Source organism: Rhodoplanes sp. Z2-YC6860 (assembly GCF_001579845.1).
GTDB lineage: Bacteria > Pseudomonadota > Alphaproteobacteria > Rhizobiales > Xanthobacteraceae > Z2-YC6860.
The window spans coordinates 1,146,427-1,169,515 of record NZ_CP007440.1 but is presented as its reverse complement, the minus strand read 5'-3'; the positions used below and the strand labels follow the sequence as shown (position 1 = coordinate 1,169,515).

Annotated in this window: 22 protein-coding genes; 8 read left to right on the top strand and 14 right to left on the bottom strand. The window is 64.3% G+C overall.

Features of this window, described 5'->3' with window-relative positions; all coding sequences use genetic code 11:
• The first annotated feature begins 86 nt into the window (after window positions 1-86).
• The 4 genes from RHPLAN_RS05400 to RHPLAN_RS05385 are packed head-to-tail and all read left to right on the top strand — an operon-like array spanning window position 87 to window position 4,273.
• Complete coding sequence (locus RHPLAN_RS05400) at window positions 87-1,718, top strand: GMC family oxidoreductase (protein ID WP_068014540.1); 1,632 nt, start codon at window positions 87-89, stop codon at window positions 1,716-1,718.
• Window positions 1,719-1,749: 31 nt separating this feature from the next.
• Complete coding sequence (locus tag RHPLAN_RS05395; protein WP_068014539.1) at window positions 1,750-2,295, top strand: carboxymuconolactone decarboxylase family protein; 546 nt, start codon at window positions 1,750-1,752, stop codon at window positions 2,293-2,295.
• A 32-nt stretch (window positions 2,296-2,327) separates the two neighbouring features.
• Window positions 2,328-2,642, top strand: a complete 315-nt coding sequence (locus tag RHPLAN_RS05390) for a hypothetical protein (protein WP_068014537.1) — start codon at window positions 2,328-2,330, stop codon at window positions 2,640-2,642.
• A gap of 32 nt (window positions 2,643-2,674) precedes the next feature.
• Window positions 2,675-4,273 (top strand): FAD-dependent monooxygenase, encoded by a 1,599-nt coding sequence (locus RHPLAN_RS05385; RefSeq protein WP_084244355.1) that lies wholly within the window; start codon window positions 2,675-2,677, stop codon window positions 4,271-4,273.
• 13 nt (window positions 4,274-4,286) lie between these two features.
• On the opposite strand, the gene RHPLAN_RS05380 is transcribed toward RHPLAN_RS05385, so the two are convergent.
• The 4 genes from RHPLAN_RS05380 to RHPLAN_RS05365 form a co-directional block, all read right to left on the bottom strand.
• Window positions 4,287-4,535 (bottom strand): PsiF family protein, encoded by a 249-nt coding sequence (locus RHPLAN_RS05380; protein WP_068014533.1) that lies wholly within the window; start codon window positions 4,533-4,535, stop codon window positions 4,287-4,289.
• Window positions 4,536-4,614: 79 nt separating this feature from the next.
• Entirely contained in the window at window positions 4,615-5,868 is a 1,254-nt protein-coding gene (locus RHPLAN_RS05375) for an alpha/beta hydrolase family protein (protein WP_068014531.1), read from the bottom strand.
• 130 nt (window positions 5,869-5,998) lie between these two features.
• Window positions 5,999-7,771: a GMC family oxidoreductase gene (locus RHPLAN_RS05370; RefSeq protein ID WP_068014529.1), complete on the bottom strand. Its 1,773-nt coding sequence runs from the start codon at window positions 7,769-7,771 to the stop codon at window positions 5,999-6,001.
• A 13-nt stretch (window positions 7,772-7,784) separates the two neighbouring features.
• Entirely contained in the window at window positions 7,785-8,510 is a 726-nt protein-coding gene (locus RHPLAN_RS05365; protein WP_068014527.1) for a gluconate 2-dehydrogenase subunit 3 family protein, read from the bottom strand.
• A gap of 115 nt (window positions 8,511-8,625) precedes the next feature.
• Between RHPLAN_RS05365 and RHPLAN_RS05360 the strand changes: the two genes are divergently transcribed.
• The 4 genes from RHPLAN_RS05360 to RHPLAN_RS05345 all read left to right on the top strand — a co-directional run bounded on the left by RHPLAN_RS05360 (window position 8,626) and on the right by RHPLAN_RS05345 (window position 14,559).
• Window positions 8,626-10,959 (top strand): xanthine dehydrogenase family protein molybdopterin-binding subunit, encoded by a 2,334-nt coding sequence (locus RHPLAN_RS05360; RefSeq protein ID WP_068014526.1) that lies wholly within the window; start codon window positions 8,626-8,628, stop codon window positions 10,957-10,959.
• A gap of 73 nt (window positions 10,960-11,032) precedes the next feature.
• On the top strand, window positions 11,033-12,007 hold the full coding sequence (locus RHPLAN_RS05355; protein ID WP_084244353.1) for a Bug family tripartite tricarboxylate transporter substrate binding protein: 975 nt from the start codon (window positions 11,033-11,035) through the stop codon (window positions 12,005-12,007).
• Window positions 12,008-12,097: 90 nt separating this feature from the next.
• Window positions 12,098-13,066 carry a Bug family tripartite tricarboxylate transporter substrate binding protein gene (locus RHPLAN_RS05350; protein ID WP_068014522.1) on the top strand — a complete coding sequence of 323 codons (969 nt, stop codon included), beginning with the start codon at window positions 12,098-12,100 and terminating at the stop codon, window positions 13,064-13,066.
• Between the two features lie 11 nt (window positions 13,067-13,077).
• Window positions 13,078-14,559, top strand: a complete 1,482-nt coding sequence (locus RHPLAN_RS05345; RefSeq protein WP_198164728.1) for a UbiD family decarboxylase — start codon at window positions 13,078-13,080, stop codon at window positions 14,557-14,559.
• A gap of 212 nt (window positions 14,560-14,771) precedes the next feature.
• On the opposite strand, the gene RHPLAN_RS05340 is transcribed toward RHPLAN_RS05345, so the two are convergent.
• From RHPLAN_RS05340 to RHPLAN_RS05295, 10 genes are all read right to left on the bottom strand, one after another.
• Window positions 14,772-15,749: a Bug family tripartite tricarboxylate transporter substrate binding protein gene (locus RHPLAN_RS05340; RefSeq protein ID WP_068014518.1), complete on the bottom strand. Its 978-nt coding sequence runs from the start codon at window positions 15,747-15,749 to the stop codon at window positions 14,772-14,774.
• A 32-nt stretch (window positions 15,750-15,781) separates the two neighbouring features.
• Window positions 15,782-16,768 (bottom strand): ornithine cyclodeaminase family protein, encoded by a 987-nt coding sequence (locus RHPLAN_RS05335; protein WP_068014516.1) that lies wholly within the window; start codon window positions 16,766-16,768, stop codon window positions 15,782-15,784.
• A gap of 71 nt (window positions 16,769-16,839) precedes the next feature.
• A complete protein-coding gene (locus RHPLAN_RS05330) occupies window positions 16,840-17,892 on the bottom strand; it encodes an aromatic ring-hydroxylating dioxygenase subunit alpha (RefSeq protein ID WP_068014514.1) in 1,053 nt (350 codons plus the stop codon).
• Between the two features lie 15 nt (window positions 17,893-17,907).
• Complete coding sequence (locus tag RHPLAN_RS05325) at window positions 17,908-18,114, bottom strand: hypothetical protein (protein WP_068014512.1); 207 nt, start codon at window positions 18,112-18,114, stop codon at window positions 17,908-17,910.
• A gap of 2 nt (window positions 18,115-18,116) precedes the next feature.
• Window positions 18,117-18,644 (bottom strand): hypothetical protein, encoded by a 528-nt coding sequence (locus RHPLAN_RS05320; RefSeq protein ID WP_068014511.1) that lies wholly within the window; start codon window positions 18,642-18,644, stop codon window positions 18,117-18,119.
• Between the two features lie 60 nt (window positions 18,645-18,704).
• Window positions 18,705-19,682, bottom strand: a complete 978-nt coding sequence (locus RHPLAN_RS05315) for a VOC family protein (RefSeq protein WP_237180054.1) — start codon at window positions 19,680-19,682, stop codon at window positions 18,705-18,707.
• Between the two features lie 88 nt (window positions 19,683-19,770).
• Window positions 19,771-20,778, bottom strand: coding sequence for a branched-chain amino acid ABC transporter permease (locus RHPLAN_RS05310; RefSeq protein WP_068014509.1), 1,008 nt, complete (start codon window positions 20,776-20,778; stop codon window positions 19,771-19,773).
• Between the two features lie 4 nt (window positions 20,779-20,782).
• A complete protein-coding gene (locus RHPLAN_RS05305) occupies window positions 20,783-21,649 on the bottom strand; it encodes a branched-chain amino acid ABC transporter permease (RefSeq protein ID WP_068014506.1) in 867 nt (288 codons plus the stop codon).
• Between the two features lies 1 nt (window position 21,650).
• On the bottom strand, window positions 21,651-22,355 hold the full coding sequence (locus tag RHPLAN_RS05300; protein ID WP_068014504.1) for an ABC transporter ATP-binding protein: 705 nt from the start codon (window positions 22,353-22,355) through the stop codon (window positions 21,651-21,653).
• The gene (locus tag RHPLAN_RS05295) at window positions 22,348-23,076 is read right to left on the bottom strand and encodes an ABC transporter ATP-binding protein (RefSeq protein ID WP_068014501.1); all 729 of its coding nucleotides are present in this window, start codon (window positions 23,074-23,076) and stop codon (window positions 22,348-22,350) included. Before RHPLAN_RS05295 ends, RHPLAN_RS05300 begins: the two co-directional genes overlap by 8 nt.
• Window positions 23,077-23,089 lie beyond the last annotated feature (13 nt).

The following is a 23,089-nucleotide window of genomic DNA, read 5'->3' as shown; positions in this document are numbered from 1 at the left end:
TTACCCTCGAAGACCCTTGCAACCGTCAAGGCCTAGCATTGCCGTCCGGGTTGCGCCAAGCTTGCCCGGTAATAAGGCGTGCGGGAATGGCCTCAGTCAAAGACTACGACTACGTCATCGTCGGTGCGGGATCGGCGGGCTGCGTGCTCGCGAACCGGCTCAGCGAGGATCGCGACACCCACGTTCTGGTGCTGGAGGCCGGCAGTTGGGACCGCGATCCGTGGATTCACATCCCGCTCGCGTGGGGCAAGATCCTCACCAACCGCCTGCACGACTGGATGTACTTCACCGAGCCCGAGCCGCAGTTCAAGGGCCGCAAGATCGAATGCGCCCGCGGCAAGGTGGTTGGCGGCTCATCGTCGATCAACGCCATGACGTATTCGCGTGGCCACCGCTCGGATTATGACCGCTGGGCCGCGAACGGCCTGCCGCACTGGTCCTATGCGCATGCGTTGCCGTATTTCAAAAGGCAGGAGACCTGGGAGGACGGCCCGAGCGCCCATCGCGGCGGTGACGGCCCCCTTGGCACCTGCTGGTCGACCTTCCAGGACCCACTGGCCGACGCTTATGCCCAGGCGAATCAAGCCTCCGGCCTGAAGTGGAACGAAGATCTCAATAGCGGCCGCAATGACGGCGTCGGCCGCAACCAGAACACCATCCGCGACGGCCGGCGCTGCAGCACCGCGGTGGCCTACCTCAGGCCCGCGATGGGGCGCAGCAATCTTGCCATCGAGACCGGCGCGCTGGTCACGCGCATCCTACTGGACGGCAACCGCGCCATCGGCGTCGAATACCGGCAGGGCAGCGCAACCCGCACGGTCCACGCCCGGCGCGAGGTGCTGCTGGCCGGCGGCGTCATCAACTCGCCGCAGGTGCTGATGCTTTCGGGCATCGGCGATCCGGACGCGCTGCGCGCGGTCGGTATCAAACCGCAGGTGGCGCTGCGCGGCGTCGGACAGAACCTGCAGGACCACGCCACCGCAATGCTGTCCTATCGCCGAGCCTCGCCCGGTACGATCCACGACTCGATGCGGCTTGACCGCATCGCCGTCGCGCTTGCCGACACCTATCTGCTGGGCGGCACCAGCGTCGCGAGCGACATCCCTGGCGGCTTCGCATCGTTCGCCCGCATGATGCCGGATTCCAATGTGCCCGACGTGCAATTGCTGCTCGCCGGCGCGCCGATGACCGCGCATCCTTATCTCAAGCCGTTCCGCCAGCCCTACCAGGACGGATACGGCGGACGCGTGGTGATGCTGCATCCGGAAAGCCGCGGCTCGCTCACGCTGTCGTCGGCGGATCCGGCGGCGCCGATCCGCATCAAGCAGAACTTCATGTCGACCGAGCGCGAATGGAAGACGCTGCGCGGCGGGCTCCGGTTGATGCAGGACATCATGCATCAGCCGCAAATGGCGCCCTATATGGCCGGCGAGCTCACGCCGGCCCGCACCGACGCCGAGCTTGACGAGCACATCCGCAACACCGCGATCACGCTGCATCACCCGCTCGGCACCTGCAAGATGGGCCGCGACAACGACGAAACCGCGGTTGTCGATCCGCATCTGCGAGTGCGCGGCGTCGAAAGCCTGCGCGTGATCGACGCCTCCGTGATGCCGGACCTGATCAGCGGCAACATCAACGCGCCGGTGATCATGATTGCCGAGAAGACCGCCGATATGATCCGCGGCCGGCCGACGCTCGCGCCGCTCAACGTCTGACCAAACCAGAACAACATCGCTGGAGGAAGCCGTGGCCCGTCTCGATCCGCTGCCGATGGAGGAGCTTTCGCCCGAGCAGAAGGCGTTGCATGCGGTGCTCGGCGGCACGCGGAAGGGGCGCGTGAGCGGTCCGTTCGCGATCTGGCTGCGCAATCCGCCGGTTGCCGATGCCGCCAACAAGCTGACCTTGGCGCTGCGCGAGAGCGGCAAGGTGGAGAAACGGCTTTATGAACTGATCGTGCTCATCGTCACCAGATACTGGTCGGCGCGCTACGCTTGGTCCTCTCATGAGGGAGCCGCAGCCGCGGCCGGGATTTCGCCAGAAACCATCGAAGCGATCCGCCATCAGCGCAAGCCGGACCTCAAGAAAGACGACGAGCGGCTGGTCTACGAGGCCGTGACCGAGCTTCTGGAGCGAAAGCCGCTCAGCCAGGCGACTTACGACCGGATGCTGAAACAGTTCGGCCTCGATGTGACCATCGAGATCTTCTCGATCGCCGGGCTTTACAGCATGGTCTCGACCGTGCTCAACGGCTTCGACGTGCCGCCCCGCATCGGCGGCGAAACACCGTTCTGATCGAAGGAACATCCAGTTTTAGGAGTGCTTTGATGTACGTCAAAGTCGCCGCCGACGGCAGCGTCGTATTGGAAGACAAAGACAACTTTCGCGCCTTCAAGATCGTGGTCGAAGGCAGCCCTGCGCGACTCGAGCAGGTGCGGCGCGCGCTCAACGGCACCGCAGACGTGCAGGACCAGGGCCACGCCTGGATCTACGAGCAGGCGCTGCGCAAGCGGCCCGAGGTCGAGGGCGACGCCACATGGCAGAGCAATCTCGGCGCGATGATCGAGAAGGCGAGGCCGCATGGCTGGGTCGACGATGCCAAGAAGGCGATCCGCGCCCATATCGAGTGGACCGAAAAATAGCCGGCCGCGTGCCGCACTTGATATGAATTCGTATGGACACTGACGTTCTGATCATCGGTGCGGGCCCCGTGGGTCTGACGCTGGCGCTCGATCTCGGCCGCCGCAGCATCCGCTGCACGCTGATCGAACAGAAAAACGCGCCGCACATGTGGCCCAAGATGGAGCGGTGCAACGCCCGCTCCATGGAACTCTACCGGCGACTCGGGCTTGCAGAGAAAATCCGAGGTGCAGGCCTGCCGTCATGGGTGCCGATGGACGTCTACATCGTCACCTCGCTGATCGAGCCGCCGCTGTTGCATCTGCCTTATCCGTCGGTTGCCGACGCCAAGAAGGAAATCGCCGCGAGCCATGACGGCACGCTGCCGCTCGAGCCCTATCAGCTCATCTCGCAATACACGCTGGAGCCGCTGCTCAAATCCGTGGTCGAGACATTGCCGAGCGTCACCGTGCGCTACGGCTGCGAGTTCGTTTCGTTCAAGCAGGATGCGAACTCCGTGACTGCCGAGGTGGCCGAGGGTGGCAACACATCGCTGATCACAGCGAAATACATGGTCGGCTGCGACGGCGGCGCCAGCAACGTGCGCAAGCAGCTCGACATCAAGCTCGCCGGCGAAGGCAACATTCTGCAGCTTCGCCAGGCGCTCTATCGTTGCGACGACCTGTTCGAGCGCATCGCCATTGGCAAGGGCCGGCATTACCACGTCGCCGACAACCAATCGACACAGCTCATCGTTCAGGACAGCACGAAGCATTTCACGTTGCATTCCGTCGTCGCGACAGATCAGGACATGGCGACGAAGTTCGAAGCGACCGTCGCCATGCCGGTCAAATACGAGATGCTCTATGTCGGCGAGTGGCGGCAGAATCTTTTGCTGGCCGAGAGCTACGGCCACGGCCGCGTGCTGCTTGCGGGCGATGCCGTGCATCTCGTGATACCGACCGGCGGGCTCGGCATGAACACCGGCGTCGGTGACGCCATCGATCTCGGCTGGAAGCTGGCCGGCACGCTGCAAGGCTGGGGCGGTCCAGGGCTGCTCGCCTCCTACGAGACCGAACGGCGGCGCGTTGGCGAGAACAACGTCGGCGCGTCGCGCTACGCCTCGCTCGGCCGGCGCAAATGGCGGGCGCAGTGGAAGCCCGAGATGCGCGACAGCACGCCGGCGGGCGCCGCGGCTCGGGCGCATCTCGCGGCCGTGGCCGACGTCGAGCAGCGCAAGACCAATGAGATGATCGGCGCCGAGCTCGGCTATCACTATTTCGGCTCGCCGCTGGTGGCGACGGAAAACGGCGACGGGCCGCCCTACGATTATGTCGAATACACGCCGAGCACTTGGCCAGGCGTGCGGCTGCCCCACGCCTGGCTGCCGGACGGCCGCGCCGCAGCCGACTGCATCGGCGACGGCTATACGCTCATCCGGCTCGGCGGCAGCAAAGCGGATGGGTCAGCGCTTAAGACGGCGTTCGGAAAATTCGGCGCGCCGTTCACGGTGCTCGATCTGCCGGGCGACGAGGCGCGCACGATCTACGGGCGCGACCTCGTGCTGGTCCGGCCGGACCTGCATGTGGTCTGGCGGGGTAATTCACCGCCAGACGATCCGGTTCGGCTCGCCGCAGCGGCCACAGGCCACTAAGCGAAGCGGCGCTTTAGGCCTTCTTGCACTCGCTCATGAACTTCTTGCGCGGCTTGCCGTGGAGCTGCTTCTCGTCGGCCTGCTTCGAACACTCAAGCGATTTCGCGGTGCGCGCGGGCTTCGCCTTCGCCGCCGCGGCCGCCTTGTCGGTCGCAGCCGCCGCGGGCTTATCCGTGGAGGGAGCCGGCGTCTGGGCGTAGCCGGCGCTGGTGCCGAGCAACGCGAGGGTGGCAGCGGTCGCAAAAAGCATCTTGATCGTCATGGCAACATCCTTCGTTGAACATTGAAGATACCCCCGGCGCAGACCTTAGCACTGCGCCGGATGCAAAACAGTGTGACCCTCAGAAAGGCTTCTTGTCGATCACACCGTTGCCCCGCACGTACCATTGCTCGTTCGGGAACGGCTTTCCGGCGACGCGGTCCGCGAGCCAATCCGCCACCAGGATGGGCGGGAACGGCCCGAGGTTGGCGGCCGGCACGTTGCCGACCGAGTGGCGTGACTCCTGATAGACCACCATCCGCTTCGGACCTTTCACCGCAGCCACCAGTCGCTTGGAGTGCTCGATCGGCGACAGCTCGTCGAACTCGCCGGCGACGCAGAGATACGGCGCCTTGATCTTGTCGGCATGGCCTTCCCACGTCATGCCCTGGCGCATCTTGTCGAACTCGGCCTCATCGGTGATGCCCGACATGTACATGAAGCGTTTCTTGAAGGTCGGTGATGCCTCCTGGAAGATCGTGTGGCAGCCGGGCTCATGGCACACCGAGATCACGGCGCATGCCGAGATGCGCGGCTCGTGCGCGGTGGCAATCGTGCCGAAGAAGGTGCCGAAGCTCGTGCCCGACAGCACGACCCTGCTCATGTCGATCTCGGGCCGCTTGGCAAGCCAGTCGCACACGGCCTTGCCGGTCGCGACCCAGTTGTCGACCGAGAAGTAGATGCCGAGCATCGGCGACTCGTACTGGCCTGGGCCGTCGATGTTGAGCACCGCAAAGCCACGATTGAGGAAGCGGTCGCCGTAAAGCGCGGTCTGGATTTCCTTGTAGCTGTCCATGCCGGGCACATTGATGATCACCGGCAGCTTGCCGCCGTTGTAGTTCGGCGGCAGATGCAGCCAGGCCGGCAGCGCCGTGTCCTTGAACGGAATCCATGCCGCCTCCACCTTGTGGTCGGCGAGGCCTGCATACTTGGTGTAGTTCTCGCGCTTCTTCAGATGGCAGCGGACATTTTCTTCGTCATTCTGGTCGTAGGGCCATTGCGCCGCGCCCCAATAGACGGCCGACATGAAATAGTTGTCGCGCGCTGTGACCATGCTGCCCGCTTCTTCGGCCGCCTTGGCCTTGGCTTCGCGGCGCACCGCGACCGCCTCGAAGGCCGGCGCGATGTCGGCCATCTTCTTCACCCGCTCGCGGATACCATGAATATCCGCCTGGCCCTCCATGCCACAGGGGCCGGAGATGTAGATCGAGCGCGGCTGATCCCAATCGATACCGTTGGCGCGGACGATATTGTCGAGCACCCAGCGCTGATCCTCGAAGCGCTTCATATGGGGCTCGCCCCGCTTGTCCATGATCGGTTGCGGGATGCGCTCCATGAAATCCTCCCTTGGTCCTGGCTGTCTCGCCTATCTCGTCCCAGTCATACAACAGGACCACGACACGCGTGAACCGGGCGAACGGCCGGTTCACGGCATGGGGGTCATCGCGGGCGGAATGGCTATCCCGTCAGGCCTGCACCAGGGGACCCGGGCTCTTGAGATACCGGTTCTTGATCGCGTCCGCGGTCCAATAGGCCAGCGCGCCGACCGGCCCGGTCGGGTTGTACGACGAATTGTGCGGGAACACGTTGGCGCCGACCGTGAACAGGTTGTGACAGTCCCAACTCTGCAAATACTTGTTGACGACGCTGTTCTTCGGATTGGTGCCCATGATGGTGCCGCCGGTGTTGTGCGTCGACTGGTACGGCACAACGGTCCAACTGTCGCGCGATGACGCTTGATTGACATGTGTCGGGTTCATCGACTTGGCGATGCTGTTGACCAGATCCGCCGAGTGCTTGCCCATTTTCTTCTCGTTGTCCTTGTAATCGAAGGTCATGCGCATCAGCGGCTGGCCGAAGGCGTTCCGGTAGGTGGGATCGAGGTCAAAGTAGTTGTTGCGGTTGGCCATCACGCTGCCGGCTGCGTTGATGGTCATGCCGTGCTGGTACCACTTCTTCGTCGCGGCCTTCCAGGCGGTGCCCCATTGCGGCGTGCCGCGCGGTACCGGCCGGAAGCCGATCGGCAGCGCGGTGTTGAAGCCGCCGGCCACGTTGTAGCCGCCGATGAAGTTATGAGGGCCACGATCGAAGGCCCAATTGATGTTGAAGTCGTCGATGGTGGCGTTGGAGCCGCCAGCGCTGATGAATGGGTTGAAGTACTTGCCTTCGAAGAACAACGTCGCGCTGACGCCGTTCTGATAGCAGTAGTTCTTGCCGACCACGCCGGTCTGCGCCGCGGGGTCGTAGGGCTGCCCGGTGCCGGACAACAGCATCAGGTGCACGTTGTTGATCGCATAGGCGCAGAGCAGCACGATATTGGCCGGCTGCTCGAATTCCTCGCCGGTCAGGACGTTCGTGTAGGCGACGCCGGTCACTTTCTTGCCATCGGAGTCCTTGATGACCTTCGTGACCCACGAATGCGCGCGCAGCTCGAAATTGGGATTCCGCATGGCAATGGGAATCACCGAGACCAGCGGACTGCCTTTGGCGTTGGCCTCGCACCCGAAGCGCTGACAATAGCCGCAATACTGACAAGCGCCGTACTGCGAACCGTCGGGGTTCGTGTAGGGCTGCGACGCGTTGGCTGAAGGCCGCGGGAACGGATGATAGCCGAGGTTCTTCGCGGCCTCGGTGAACAGCACGCTGGAATTGATCGGGGTGAGCGGCGGCAGCGCGTAATCCCGGGCGCGCGGCGCTTCGAACGGATTACCGCCGGCGACGATCTGCCCCTTGATATTGCCGGCCTTGCCGGAAACCGCCGCGGTGTATTCGAACCGGTCGTAATAGGGCTCGAGTTCGTTGTAGGTGATGCCCCAATCCTGGATCGTCATGTCGTCCGGAATGAAGCTCTTGCCGTAACGCTCCTCGTACATGGAGCGCACCTTGAACTCCATGTCGGTCCAGCGCCACGTGTGACCGCTCCAATGCGTCGCCGAGCCGCCGACGCCCTCGCCCGGCAGGAACGAGCCGAGGCGTCGCATCGGCAGCGCCTCCTGCGAGATGTTGTTGCGGATGGTGAGCGTGTCGCGCGCGGTGTTCTGCATCAGCTCGTGGCGCACCACGTAGCGAAGCTCGTCGCGAAGATTGGGGAGTGCAAAGTCGTTGGCCGGATTGAACGGATTGCCACGCTCCAGCGCGACGACCTTCAATCCCGCCTCTGTCAGCTCTTTAGACAGAATGCCGCCGGTCCAACCGAGACCCACGACGACGACATCGACGTCTTTCAGCTTGGTCGCCATCTCGCCCCTCCCCTCAACTGAGATCCGCAATGCCGAGGATGTCGGCGGTGTAGGGCTTGTCGCGATACTGCGCGACGTGCTCGCGATGCACCGCGACAGCTCCCGGGAAGCCGATCAGCTTCCAGCCGGCCTTGTCGCGGTTGCCGCCATAGATCGGGTCGGAGAACATGCCCTCCATGACGGTCTGATAGACCGTGCCCCAGAACATCCGCGCCGGCGGGCCGTTCTCGAAGGTGATCTTGCCGCCGGACAATCCAACCAGCACCTCTTCGCGCTGCTTGACGTCGATCCGATCGAACGGCTTGCCATAGGTCTTACGGCAATGGGCATTGGTTGCTTCGATGCCGGCGCGATAGAGCTGCGCGGGCGTGAGCGGCAGCTGATAGCCCTGGTTCGGCGTGCCGCGCTTCCACGGCCCCTGCATGTAGAGCCGCTCGCCCTTGCCCCACCCGCCGGCCAGTGCCCGATCGATATAGATGTTGAGGCCGATGTCGGTGCCCTTCGGCGACAGATCGTCGGCCGGGATCATGTGATCGACCAGCGCCTCGACGAAAGCCGCCTCTTCGATATTGAGGAACGCATAGCCAAGTTGCGACGCGGGTGCCGCGGCCTGCAGCTGCGTTTCCGCCGCGACGGCCGGCGAGACCGTTCCAGTCGCGGCCGCGGCGCCGCCAACCACCGCACCTTTCAGGAAATCGCGACGTGCGAAACCTTGCGGTCCAGAGTCCTGGTCGCTCATGCTAACCTCCCTAGCCTGCCCGCCGGTTTGTATTCACCAGATTGAGGGCGTTCTAAACTTGAGCGTGCGCCTTTCGGTGCACGTGAGCAAGGCTGCTGGAGACTGAACCGAAGCGATGGCAGAGCATTCGCAATTGATCGGCCGGCGCATGGTGCGGGTCGAGGACGGCCCGCTGTTGCGCGGCCAGGGCCGCTTCGTCGACGATCTGCCCATGCCAGATGCGCTGCATGTTGCGTTCCTGCGCAGCCCCGTGGCGCATGGACGGCTGAAAAGCGTCGATGACAGCGCCACGAAGACGCAGCCCGGTGTTCACGCAGTGCTGACCTTTGCGGATCTGCGGCCGTTGCTGACTTCGGATCGCATACCGCAGTCGCTGCCGTCGGGCGCGATCCGTTTCCATGTCGACCCGCAGGCGCTGGTGAAGGACGAGGTCACTTACGTTGGCGAGCCGATCGCCATGGTGGTCGCGCAATCGCGGCGCCTCGCCGAGGATGCACTGACCTCGGTCGCGTTCGACATCGAGCCGCTGCCCGCGGTCACCGATCCGGTCGACGGGCTTGAACCCGGCGCGCCGAAAGCGCGGCTCGACTGCCCGGACAATCTCGTGGCGCGGCAAAGCATCGACTATGGCGATATTGACGCCGCCTTCGCCAAGGCGGCACATCGGGTCAAGGATCGCTTCCGGCTGCACAAAGGCGGCGGCCATTCGATCGAGACGCGTGGCATCGCGGTACGGCCCGATCCGATCGACGATACGCTGACGATCTACGCCAACACCCAGATGCCGCATCGGGCCAAACAGATTCTGGTCGCGGCGCTCGGCGTGCCGGAAAGCCGCATTCGCGTCGTCGCGCCGGACAGCGGCGGCGGCTTCGGCCCCAAAGCCGCGTTCCATCCGGAAGAACTCGCATTGCCGGCCGCAGCGATGCTGCTCGGCAAGCCGCTCAAGTGGATGGAGGATCGCCGCGAGAACTTCGTCGCCGCTGTCGGTGAGCGCGACCAGGACTGGGACATGGACGCCGCCTTCGACGCTGACGGCCGCCTGCTCGCGCTGCGCGGCCGGCTTTGCCATGACCACGGCTCCTGCACGCCCTACGGCGTCGCCATGGCCTACAACGCCGGGACCAACGTGATCGGTCCCTACGTGCTGCCGGCCTATCGGCTCGACATCAACTGGTGCCTGACCAATTTCGTGCCGTCCGCGCCGACCCGCGGCGCCGGCCGGCCGCAAGGCATGTTCGTGATGGAGCGGATGCTCGACGCGATCGCGCATAAGCTCGATCTGCCGCGGGACGAGATCCGGCGGCGGAACATGATCCAGCCGTCGCAGATGCCCTATCCGACGCCGATCAAGCAGCGTGACGGCTCGACCATGACCTACGACAGCGGTGACTACCCGGAGTGTCAGCGCCGCGCGCTTGACGCCGCCGGTTGGGCCGACTTTCCGGCGCGGCAGGCCGCCGCGCGGCGAGAGGGCCGCTACATCGGGCTCGGTCTTGCAAACTACGTGGAAGCAACCGGCCGCGGACCGTTCGAAAGTGCGACGCTGCGCGTCGGCGCGTCGGGAAAAATCGTCGTCACGAGCGGCGCGAGCGCGCAGGGCCAGGGCACCAAATCGATGCTGGCGCAGCTCGTCGGCGATGTGCTGAACGTTGCGCCCGACAGCATCACAGTTGTCGCGGGGGACACGGCCGGCACCGCGATGGGCTTCGGCGCTTTCGCGAGCCGCCAGGCCGTGACCGCCGGCAATGCCGTGCATCGCGCCGCCGTCGAGGTGCGCGAGAAAGCCTTAAAGGCAGCGGCCGAAATGCTCGAAGCTTCGGCGGACGATCTGGAACTCAAAGACGGCGCTGTGCAGGTCAAAGGCGTGCCGCAGCTGCGCAAGACGCTCGCCGAGATCGCGCATGCCATCGGCGGCGTGCCGGGTTTCGGCCTGCCGAACGGCATCACGCCGGGCCTTGCCTCGGCTGTGGATTTTCCAGCACCCGCACTGACCTATTGCAATGGCAGCCATGTCTGCGAAGCGGAGGTGGACCCGGAGACCGGCGCTGTCGCCCTTCGCAACTATGTCGTGGTGCATGACAGCGGACGGATCATCAATCCGATGATTGTCGACGGCCAGGTGATCGGCGCTGTCGCGCATGGCATTGGCGCGACGCTCTACGAATGGATGCGCTTCGATGGCGAGGGCCAACCGCAGACCGTGACTTATGGCGATTACCTTCTGCCCAGCACCGACACCGTGCCGCGGATCGAGGTGGTGCATATGGAGACGCCGACGCCGCTCAATCCGCTCGGCGTGAAAGGCGCAGCAGAAAGCGGCACCATATCGGCTCCGGCCGCAATCATCTCAGCAGTCGAGGACGCGCTGCGGCCATTCGGCGTGCGGATCCGCGATCTGCCGCTAACTCCGGAGCGGCTGCTCAAGGCAATCCGCGACGGAAGGTAGCTCGCGCCGCCCTGTGCAGATCGACTCCGTCGAGGCACAATACACAAAACAAACGAAGGGGTGGAGAGCTGCGATGCTGCGAATGGTGATCGTGTTGGTTGCGGCGTGGGCCACGGGCTTTTACGCCGCCGATGCTGCCTCGGCGCAGACCTACCCGCAGCGGGCGGTGAAATTCATCCTGCCATTCGGACCGGCCAGCGGAACAGACATCACCGCACGCCTCGTCGCCGACCGCCTCGCCCAGCGCTGGGGCAAGGCTGCCATCATCGAGAACCGTCCCGGCGGCGACGGCCTCGTCGCGATCAATGCGTTCGTCGCCGCCAACGACGATCACACGCTGCTATGGGTGCCGGTCGGCACCTTCGCGGTCCATCCTTATGAAAAAGACAAGCTACCCTACAACGCGGAACGCGATCTCGTGCCGATCGCCGGTGTCAGTTCGCTGTTTCTTGCCATCACGGTGTCGAACGCGTTGAACGTCAGCTCGCTGCGCGAGCTCGTCGAACTGCTGCGCTCCAACCCGGACAAGTACAACTGGGCCGCCGCCAACGGCAACGCCGACTTCCTGATGTCCGGCTTCCTCAAGAACAACAATCTGCAGGTCGCCAAGACTCCCTATCGAGACATCCTGCAGGCGCCGAACGATCTCGCCGAGAATCGCATCCAGCTGTTGTCGTCATCGCTTGCGATCGTCACACCGCTGATGCAGGCCGGCAAGGTCAAGGTGCTGGCGGTGACCGGCCGCACGCGCTCGCCGAGCGCGCCGGACGTGCCGACCGTGCGCGAGGCTGGATTTCCGGCGCTGGAGATGGAAAGCATCGGCGGCATTTTCGGCCCGCGCGGGATGCCGCTTGCCCTGCGCGAGAAGATCGCCGCCGACGTGCGGGCCGCAGTCGCGGGCGACGCCGATATTGCCTCAAAACTCGGAGCCACCGGGCAAGCCGTCGACCTTCGCGGACCGGCCGAGTTCGCCGCCGGCATCAAAGAGCTTGACGACCAGCTCGCCGGAATTGCCAAGGTTTTGGGTCTGAAAGCTGCGGCACAGTAGGAGCATCCATTCCGTCTTGTGGCGCTGTCCCGAGACGGATTGCGCTATGATGCTTCGGGACGACAACAAAAATACATTCGGGAGTGGAACGTGCGCCGCGCAGTCTTCGCCATCATCGCTGCTTTCGCCGTCACAATTGGGTTCGCCGGGCCGGCGCTTGCCGAATGGCCCGACAAGCCGGTGCGCTTGCTTGTGCCCTACTCGGCGGGCGGCGCGAACGATCTGCTCGGCCGCGTGTTTGCCGATCAGCTCAGCAAGACCTTCGGGCAGACATTCTTCGTCGAAAACAAGACGGGCGGCGGCGGCATGATCGCCAATGAGGCCGCGGCGCGCGCCGCACCGGACGGCTACACGCTGGAGGTTTCCGGCATGCCGTCGCTCGTGCTCGGGCCGGTCATGACGAAAAGCACGAGCATCGACCCGATCAAGGACTTTACCCACATCGCCTATCTCGGCGGCCCGCCCAACGTGTTCGTCGTGCACGAGTCGCTTGGCGTGAACAGCTTCAAGGAGCTGCTGGCGCTGATGAAACGCGAGAAAGACGGGGTGCAGTATGTTTCGCCCAACGTCGGCGCGGTCGGTAACATGGTGGCCGAGTACGTCGCCGACAAGGAGAAGGTCAAGCTCGTGCACATCGCCTATCGCGGCGGCGGTTCGGCGATCCAGGACCTTGTCGCGGGCCACGTGAAGGTCGGCAGCATGACGCTCTCTACGACGCGGCCGCATATCCTGGCCGGGAAACTGAAGGCGCTGGCGGTCTCAAGCGAAAAGCGGCTGCCGGAGTTTCCCGACGTTCCGACTTTGAGCGAGCTTGGCTATCCCGAGCTTGTGGTGACGACGTGGTATTCGCTGTCCGGCCCCGCCGGATTGCCGCGAGACATCGTGACGAAGCTGAACGCGGCGGTGAACAAGGCGATGGAGCTTCCCGAGGTGCAAAAGCATCTTGAAACCGAGATGGTGCAGACCAAGGCGATGACGCCGGAGGAAATCACGGCTTATATGCAAAGCCAGGTGAAACTCTGGACGCCGACGGCGAGTCGCATCGCCGCGCAGAACTGATGGAATTCCGAATGCCGGAACGACGAAACGTAGAAGCCCGGATCGCTTACGACGATCTGCGCGAATGGCTGGCGCGGGCCGAGCTGCTCGGCGAGGTGCGTAACGTCAAAGGTGCAAGCTGGCAGGAGGACATCGGGCTCGCCGCCGAGGCCATTCTTCGCGCCGAGAACGGGCCGTGCGTGGTGTTCGACGAGGTTCCCGGCAGCCCCAAGGGCTTCCGCGTGCTGCTCAACATGTTCGCCGGCGTCCGGCGCAACATGACGCTGGGATTTCCCGATCATCTCTCAAAATGGGAGCTGAGCGACGCCTTTCGCGAGGCGTATCTCAAGGACAACAAGCCGATCCCGCACGAGATCGTCGAGGACGGACCGGTGTTCGAGAACATCGTCACCGGCGACGCCATCGACGTCACCAAGTTTCCGTCACCGGTCTGGCACGAGCTCGATGGCGGCCGATATATCGGCACCGGCACCTACAGCATCACGCGCGATCCGGAGGAGAACTGGCTCAACGCCGGCGCCTACCGGGCCATGGTGCACGACAAGACCTCGGTCGGCATGCTGATGGCGGCGGGCCATCACGCCGCGCTCCATGCCGAGAAATACTTCAAACGCGGCGAGCCGATGCCGGTCGCGATGGTGCTGGGCGGCGATCCGCTGTGCTTCTTCTATGGCGGGCTTGAGGCGCCCTACGGCGTATTCGAGATCGACGTGGTCGGCGGCCTGCGCGGCAAGCCGATGAAGATGGTGAAGGGCAAGGTCACCGGGCTGCCGTTTCCGGCCGACGCCGAGATCGTGCTGGAGGGCTATGTCACGCCGGACAAGCGCGTGGTCGAAGGCCCGTTCGGCGAATGGACCGGGCACTACGCCGGCGGCGCCAAGCCCTGCACGGTGCTCGACGTCAAGGCGATCTATCATCGCAACGATCCGATCCTCCTGGGCGTGCCGCCGATGGGCGGCGGGCCGGACGAGATGGCGCGCTATCGCGCGGTGATGCGCTCGGCGACCATCAAGCAGAACATGACCAACGCAGGCGTGCCCGAGGTGCAGCAGGTGTGGTGCCACGAGATCGGCGGCGCACGCATGTTCCACGGCATCTCGATCAAGCAACGCTATCCGGGCCACGCCGTGCAGGCGGGTCATATCGCTGCGCAATGCGGCGCGTCAGCCTACGCATCGAAATACATCGTGGTGGTCGACGACGATGTCGACGTGACCAATCTCGATCATCTCCTCTGGGCGATGCTGACCCGCACCGATCCGAAGGAATCGATCCAGTTCATCGAAGGCTCATGGGATTCGCCGGCCGACCCGCGGTTGACGCCGGAGAAGCGCGCCAAGGGCGATATGACGCATTCAGTCGCGATCATCGACGCCTGCCGGCCGTGGTCCTGGCGCGACAAGTTTCCGCCGGCCAATACGCCCAGCGCCGAGACGACGCGCAAGGCACGGGAGAAATTCGGCTGGCTTTTGGATGGGAAGACGAAGGGTTAGAACCCGCCGTCTCTCCACGCTGTATCAACACAGAGTTTCGTCATCACATAGGCGGTGTCATCGCCGGGCTTGACCCGGCCATCCATGACCATGGCGCGACAATGAAAGTCTTACGTAAAGCCGTAACCTGTCGCTCTACCTGCTGGATGCCCGGGTCAAGCCCGGGCATGAACCGCCTTGTGGCGAACGACACCTCATACCAGCGCCCTGAGCTACTGCGGCTTGAACTGCGCGAGGATCGGCTTCCAGCGCGTGACTTCCTTCGCCACGTAATCCGCGGCCGCGGCTGCATCGGTGGTGTCGAGCGTCTCGAAGCCGCCCGCCTCGAAGTTCTTTCTGAGCTCGGGGTCCTGCATCGCGACCTTGGTGGCCTGCTCGACCTTGCCGATGATCTCCTTCGGCGTCTTGGCCGGCGCAAACAGGCCGAAGAACAGCCGCGCGACGAGGTCGGGAAAACCTTGCTCCACCGCCGTCGGTAGATCGGGAATCGCGCGCAGGCGCTTCTCGGATGCCACCGCCAGGACCTTGAGCTTGCCCTGCCGGTGCAATTCCCAGATTTGCTCCGACATCATCGGCGTGGAAATCGGAATCTGGCCGGCGATTGCATCCGAGACCGCGGGCGCGCCGCCCTTGTAGGGCACATGCACGATGTCCTGCAGACCGGCAATCTCCTTGAACAGCTCGCCCGCGAGATTCGATACGGTGCCGGCGCCGGCAGAGCCGTAGCTCAAGCCGTTCTTGTGCTGTTTGGCGTAGGCGACCAGCTCCTTGAGATTGGACACCGGGATGCTCGGATGCACGACGATAGCGGCTGGCGAGTCGCACATGATGGCGATCGGCTCGAAGCTTGTGACCGGATCGTAGGGCTGCTTGCCGAGCAGCGGGCTGATGACCAGCTCGCTTGTGGTGCCCACCAGCAGGGTGTAGCCGTCGGCCGGAGCCCGGGACACAAACGTCGCGCCGATGACGCCACCGCCACCGCCCATATTCTCGATATAGACGGTGCCAAGCCCTTTGACCTTGCCGCTCCATTCGCGCGCGATGATGTCGACGACGCCGCCGGCGGCGCGCGGCACGACGAGCTTGATGGCGCGGTCGGGGTAATTGCCCTGCGCCGCGGCGGGCCGCGCGGCAAGTGCCGCCGCGATGCCGCCGGCGCTCAACTGCAAAAAGTCACGACGCTTCAACATACGCTCCTCGATCTATTGTCCATTCGACGCCTTCAGTGCTCACCGAACGGCATTTCGGTGCCGAGCCCACGGCTTCTGGCCCGCTGATAAATCCACTGCCCGATGCCGACATCGAGCAAGGCAAGGCCGGCCGATTCGTAAAGTATGATCTCATCATCTGATCCGCGACCAGCCTTCTTGCCGGTCACGACGTCGCAGATGTCGGCCACCACATCGCCTGGGCCAAATTTGCCGCTCGTGATCAGCGTGTTGAACGGCTTGCGTGGCGGGTCGTCGCCGAGCACCTGCTCAGGCGCCGACAGATACACCCGCGACCGCAGCACGGTGTCCTCGCCGAATTCGCCGGGCGCTAGCGACATCAGCAGCGTGCCGGGCGTGAGCCAGTCGGCTTCGAACACGATCTGATTGCCCGAGGTTGCGGTGATCATGATGTCGGCGCCGCGCATCGCCTCACGGCCGGACGCGCAGGCGATCACCTCGATGCCGAGCGCCGTGCGCATCTCGTCGCAGAAGCTTTGCACGTTGTCGGGGTTGCGGCTGTAGACCTGAATCGTCTCGATCGGGCACACCGCGCAGACCGCCTGCGCCATGCCGCGCGCATAGCGGCCGCTGCCGATGATGCCGATCGTGCGCGCGCCTTTGCGCGCGAGATACTTCGCGGCAACGCCATAGGGTGCGGCGGTGCGGATCGCGTGCAAATACACATCCGAGATGATCGCCGACATCCTCATATCGTCCCAGTCGAACAGGCAGATGATCTCCGAGCGGTTGGTACCCCGATAGCCTGAGTACAAACGCACCGCCGCAGCGCCGAGGTCCGGCGCCATGCCGGGCAATATGCGAATATTGCGCCAGAGGTGTCCCGGATGCTGCGGATGCGTCATCGTGGTGCGCTTGAGATGATGTGTGGTCCCGGCCGACTGCTGCGCCAGCACGCGCTCGATCACCGCGACCGCTTCCTTATAGGCATCATCGCCCGTGAGCGCGTCTTTGACGTCCTGCTCGGTCAGAAAAAGCATCGTCCAATCCCCGTTCGATCACGGACGAGGATTGGCTTTCAGGACCGACAACGCAAGGCTGTTAGGAACATCTACTCCGCGGCGGTCACGCTCGCGGCCACCACCGCCTGCTCGTCGGCGTAGAGCTTTGCGACAATGCGGCGGGCCTGGATGCCGCCGGAGTCCGCGTTGATGTCGACCTGCGGCGCACCAGGATCGAGATCGATATTCTCCTGCTGGGCGCTGAACACCGACACATCCTCCAGGAACGCGGTCTTGATCTGCTGGAACACGCGCTCAGTCATGTCCTTGTTGTGCGGCTCAAAGTCGTGCGCCTGGCCCCAGAAATAATGCGTCGTGGTCTCGGTTTCAGGCGTCATGGCGTTGAGGTTGCGCATCTCGATGCCGCCCACGCGGCGGCCTTCCGGCGCGCCTGTGCCGGTCGGCGTGGCGCCGACATCAAGCCGGATATAGGACGGCGGCGTGTAATCGATGATCTGCCAGCGATCGACATTGCCGGTGAAGCCGCCGATCTTGACGAAGGCGGGCGGGGCCGGCTGATCGATGATCCAGCGCGTCACCTGCACGCCTTGGGGCGTCCTTTGCACGCGCACCGCGGCGTGCTCGACCAGCGCCATGTTGCCGATCGTGGTCTCGTGCACGAACGCGAGATGCGTCAGATCGAGCAGGTTGTCGTTGATGAGCTGCCAGTTGCACTTGGCGTGCAGATAATCCGACTTCGCACCCCAGTTCGGGTCGTCGAACCAGTGATAATCCGGAATCGCTGCCGGATCGGCCAGCGCCGGATCGCCCATCCAGATCCACAGCCATTTGTAGCGCTCGACCAGCGGATAGGTTTTGATCCGCGCCGTCGGCGGGATCAGGTCCTGGCCAGGCACCTGCACGCAGGCGCCGGTGCGGTCAAAGCGCAAGCCGTGATAGTGGCATTGCAGCACGTCGTCGCCGATGAGCTTGCCCATCGACAGCGGCAGGCGGCGGTGCGGGCAACGGTCTTCGAGCGCAATCGGCGTGCCGTTCTCCGTGCGATAGAGGGCCACCGGCTCGTTCATGATCACGCGGCGAAACGGCTTGCGACCGATCTCTGAGCTCGACGCCGCGACGTACCAGTAATTCTTGAGGAACATGAGGTGCCTCCTCGCTTACAACATCTCCTTGATCGCGTGGATCAGGTTCCGATCGACGCTGATCATGTCGCCGCCAGACGGCAGCGACATCGCTTCGCGTTCAGCCTGGGACACGGCGCGGCCCTGCAGGATGACGCGGCCGTCACCCGTGAGATAGATCGATGACGCGGTCTGCGCATCGTCTCCTTCCCACACGAGTTCGACGCGGAACTTCAACGCCATTCTCAGACCTTCTCGACGATCCGGTCGCGCTCGGGCTTGTAGCGGAAACGTGGGATGGCATCGACGTCGGTGCCGGTGACGCGGATCACCCAGGCCTTGCCTGGATGCTCGGTCGAATGCAGCACGCCGGGGCGGTAGGCGCGGGTCTGGCCTGGGCCGAGCGCATAGTGCTCGACCGGCTCGAGCACGGCCTGCTCCTCGCTCGCTGAATTGACGCGCCGCCATTCCGTCATGTTGGTGACGGCGCGCGCTGTGCCGTACACGGCCCAGGATGCGCCGTGATTGTGCGGCGTGCCCTTCTTCGGCCCCTCATAGACGTGGGCCAGCACATAGACGTCGGTGTCGGGATCGTGGGCCAGCGTCCGGCGCCCGACCGGCGTATCGTCCTTGAACGCCTCGGCGACGAAATCCGGATTGCACAGCAGCACCGAAAGCTTCTCGGCGATCTGCGGCAGCGCCCGGTTGAGCGGCAGGCCTGAAGTCAGCAGTTCGTGATGGTCTTCGCAGAACTCCTTGAGCGTGTAGCTCATCGCAGCCTCCCTACGCGGCTATTCACCAAAACCAAGGCCGGCGAATCACGCCAGCGACGTTCAACTCTTGAGGCCTTCTTTCGAGACCTCGTAGTTGTGCGCGAAGTCTTCCGGCGGGTTCGGCCCCCACTGGTAGAACGAATCTTCCGGCGGATGGTCGCCGTCCTTCCAGTCCTGGGTCAGCGGGATGTAGTCGATGTCGCAGGAGTATTCGGCGTAGCTGCCCCACGGATCGCGCACATAATGGAAGTAGTTCGAGCCGAGCACGTGACGGCCGAGCCCCCAGCCATAGGCGAAGCCCTTCTCCGCCATGTGGCTCGCGCCGACGCCGATGTCGTTGATCGAGCCAACGTCCCAGCTGAGATGATGCAGGCCCGGACCGTCAGACTTCACGAAGGCGATCAGGTGATGATCGCTGCCGTGGATGCCATGCATGAAGGCGACAAGATCGCCGGAGCGGTCGGAGAGGCGCAGCCCCATCACGTCACGATAGAAATTGATGGCGCGCGAGATGTCGGTGACGAACAGCAGCACATGGGCGAGCCGCCGCGGCGCGACCTTGTGCACCTTGCTGCGGTTCGCTGCATTCTGCATGCCGACGTCGCCGCCCTTCATTTCGAAGGTGGCCTTCTCGTTGGGCGAGCTTTTCTCGGCGACGCGGATTTCGATCAGGATGCCGTCGGGATCACGGAACCAGAGGCCATTCGACTCGAAGCCCTTGGGCGGATCGAGGCGCTGGATTCGCATCTGTTCGAGCCGCTCGCGGAAACGCGGCAGGTCGTCCTCGTAAGCGCCGAACGAGACGTAGCTGAACTTCTTGCGCGGGCCTTCGGACACCACACCCCAACGGTGCGGGTGACCGTGGGTGTAGAGCGCGAGCTTGCCGTCCTCTTCCTTCGCGTTGAGGCCGAACTGACTGTAGAACGTCTCGGCCTTGGCCACGTCCGGGACCACAAAATTGAAGTGATCGAGCGAATGCACACCAAGCTCGCCGGCGCGGCGCGGCGTGGACTGGCTCATGGAACGGATCTGGGTCATCGGCGCATTTCCTCGAATTGTGGTGCGCTGGGGGCGCTTGTCTGCTGACAAAAATATTCACTCGTCAGACCGAGCGCAATTGCAGCTTTTATGGCCCACCTATGACGAGACGCCGCTCCAGTGGGAAGACCTGCCAGCCCAACCGGTCGGCGATCAGGCCCCACAGGCCTTTGGGGGCCCTGAGCATGACCGCAATGGCGACAACACCCAGGATCAGCAGGTAAATGGCGCCCAAATCCGCCAGCGTCTGCCGCAGCAGAAAAAACACCACCGTGCCGATGATCGGGCCTTCGACCCGGCCGATGCCGCCGATCACGGTGATGAAGATGACGAAGGCGGTCCAGTCGTTCACCGAAAACGCCGTATCCGGCGAGATACGAATCTTCTGCAAGAAGATCAGCGCGCCGACCATGGCGGTGCCGAACGCCACCGCGACATAGACCGCGTATTTGATGCGCGCGACGTCGATGCCGTTGGAGCGCGCGCCGAGTTCGTTGTCGCGGATCGCGGTCAGCGCCAGACCGTAGCGCGAACGCAGCAGCAGCACGATCGCGGCGAGGATCACCGCGACTTGTGCGAGCGCAATCCAATAGATCGTGAACTCGCGCATCTGCCGGCTCGCTGCGATGGACAGGATCACCGATGACGGCAAGCTGGTGCCGGAGCCGCCATCGAGCGCCGAGACCTGCGACGCGAGCAGCCGGAACACCTCGGCCACCACCCAGGTGCCAATGGCAAAGTAATGCCCGCGCAGGCGAAACATCAGCGCCGCAACCGGCACCGCAACGACGGCGGCGGCAACTCCCGCCAGCGGAATTGCAACAAATGGGTGCACGCCTGTCAGCATCGCCAGCGCGAACAGCACATAGGCGCCGAGCCCGACATAAGCTTGCTGGCCCACGGAGACGAGGCCGGCATAGCCGGCGAGGAGATTCCATAAGCTTGCGAGCCCCACATAGGCGTAAATCTCCGCAAGCAACCGGAGGCTGGCGCGGTCCGCCCACCACGGCGCAGCGATCAGCGCTGCAAGCGCAGCCAGGACGATGGCCATGCCGATGCGGCTCGACGTGTTGGCGTGGGCGACGCGGACTGTCATCGGCTCATCCCTGCACCTTGGGGAACAGCCCTTCGGGCCGGACGGCGAGCACGATCAGGAACGCGATGTGGCCGGCCAAAAGATTCCAGCCGGGATCGAGCTGCGCGCCAACTGCCTGGGCAACGCCCAGAATGATGCCGCCGGCGAGCGTGCCCCACATGCTGCCGAGGCCGCCGATGATGACGGCCTCGAAGCCGAAAATCAGCCGTGCCGAGCCGATCGACGGATCGAAGTTGGCACGCACCGCAAGCAGCACGCCAGCGACGGCGACGATGGCGAGCGACAGCGCCATCGCGAGGCCGAACACATGGGCGTTGTTCAGGCCCATCAGCTGCGCGACGGACTGGTCGTCCGACGTGGCCCGGAACGCGCGGCCGAGCGCGGTGCGATAAAACAGCCATTGCAATCCGGCGATCACGGCGACAGCGAGCGCGAACTGAATGAGCGGCAGCACGCCAACCGCAAGCCCGCCGCCCACCGGCAAGCTCGCGACCTCGATCGTTCCGGCGTTGAGCTTGACGCTGTCGGCTGTGAACAGCTCCAGAAGCCCGTTTTGGATGATCACCGACAGGCCGAAGGTGACGAGAAGCGGCGGCAGCAGGTCGTCCCCCAGCGTGCGATTGAGCAAGCCTCGCTGCAGGATGTAGCCGATCCCGGCCATCAGCGGCACGACGATCACGAGCGACAGCAGCGGATTGACGCCCAGCGCCTGCACCGTGACGAGTGCGACATAGGCCGCCAGCACGATCAGGTCGCCGTGCGCGATATTGACGAGCCGCATCACGCCGAAGATCAGCGACAGCCCGGCCGCAAACATGGCGTAAAGACCGCCGAGCAGCACGCCTTGCAGGATGGTGTTGAGCCACTCCACATCACACTCCGAAATAAGCCGCGGAGATTTTCTCGCGGGTGAGCGTCCTGGCTTCGCCCTCCAGCGCGACGCGGCCCTCCTGCAGGCAATAGACGTGTCTGGCCGACTTCAACGCCTGCACGATGTCTTGCTCGACAATGACCAGCGACAGGCCTTCGGCGACGATGGCCGGAATGCGCGAATAGATATCGCGAATGACGATCGGCGCGAGACCCAGGCTGATCTCGTCGCACAGCAAGAGCCTCGGATTGGACATCAGCGCACGGCCGATCGCGACCATCTGCTGCTGACCGCCCGACAGCGACGGCGCCGGCTGATAGCGGCGTTCTTTAAGGACAGGAAACAACCCGTAGACGCGATCGAGACTCCACGGCCCCGGCCGGCCGAGCTGGCCGCCGATCAAAAGATTCTCCTCGACGCTCAGCGATGGAAACAGCCGCCGGCCTTCCGGCACCAGCGCGATGCCGCGCGCGACCACAGCGTGGGCCGGCTGATCGCCCACCGGCTCACCCGCGAAGACGATCGCATCGCGGCGCGACGGCAACGCACCGGCAATACTTCGCAGCAGCGTCGACTTGCCGGCGCCATTGGCGCCGATCACCGCCACCACGTCGCCTTCGGCGACTCTGATCGATACGCCGAACAGGGCCTGGAAATCGCCGTAGCGTGCATCGAGCGCGCGCACTTCGAGGAGCGGATCAGGCATCGGCCTCGATCCCCATGTAGATCTCGGCAACCTGCGGGCGGCGGATGACTTCGGCAGGCGCGCCCTCGGCGATCAGCGCGCCGCCATGCAGCACGACGAGCCGACCGACGGCGGAGACCAGCGCGTGGACGATATGCTCGATCCAAATGATTGAAACGCCCGATGCGCTCACCTGCTTGACCAGCTCGACCAACGCGGCCGTCTCGTGCTCGACCAGGCCACCGGCCACCTCGTCGAGCAGCAGCACACGCGGCTCGGTGGCGAGCGCGCGGGCGAGTTCCAGGCGCTTTCGATCGAGCAATGTTAGGCTTCCGGCGCGACGGTCGGCCTTGTCGGCCAGCCCGCAGCGTTCAAGCAATTCGGCGCAGCTTTGATAGACATCGCGCTCGCGCTTGTTGCCGCCGAACGCCGCCGCGACCACGAGATTCTCGAACACCGTCATGCCGCCGAACGGCTGCGGAATCTGGAACGAGCGGGCGATCCCCATGCGGCAGCGCCGCTCCGGCGTGTCTTTGGTGATGTCGCGGCCCTCGAACAGCACACGGCCGGAGTTTGGCGCGACCGTTCCGGTGATCATGCCGAACAGCGTGGTCTTGCCGGCGCCGTTCGGCCCGATGATGCCAAGCGCTTCGCCTTGGCTGAGCGCAAGGTCGATGTCGCTCGCCACCACCACGGCCCCGAACCGCTTCGAGATCTTTTCGAGCGCGAGGATCGGAGCCATGGGAAATTGACGA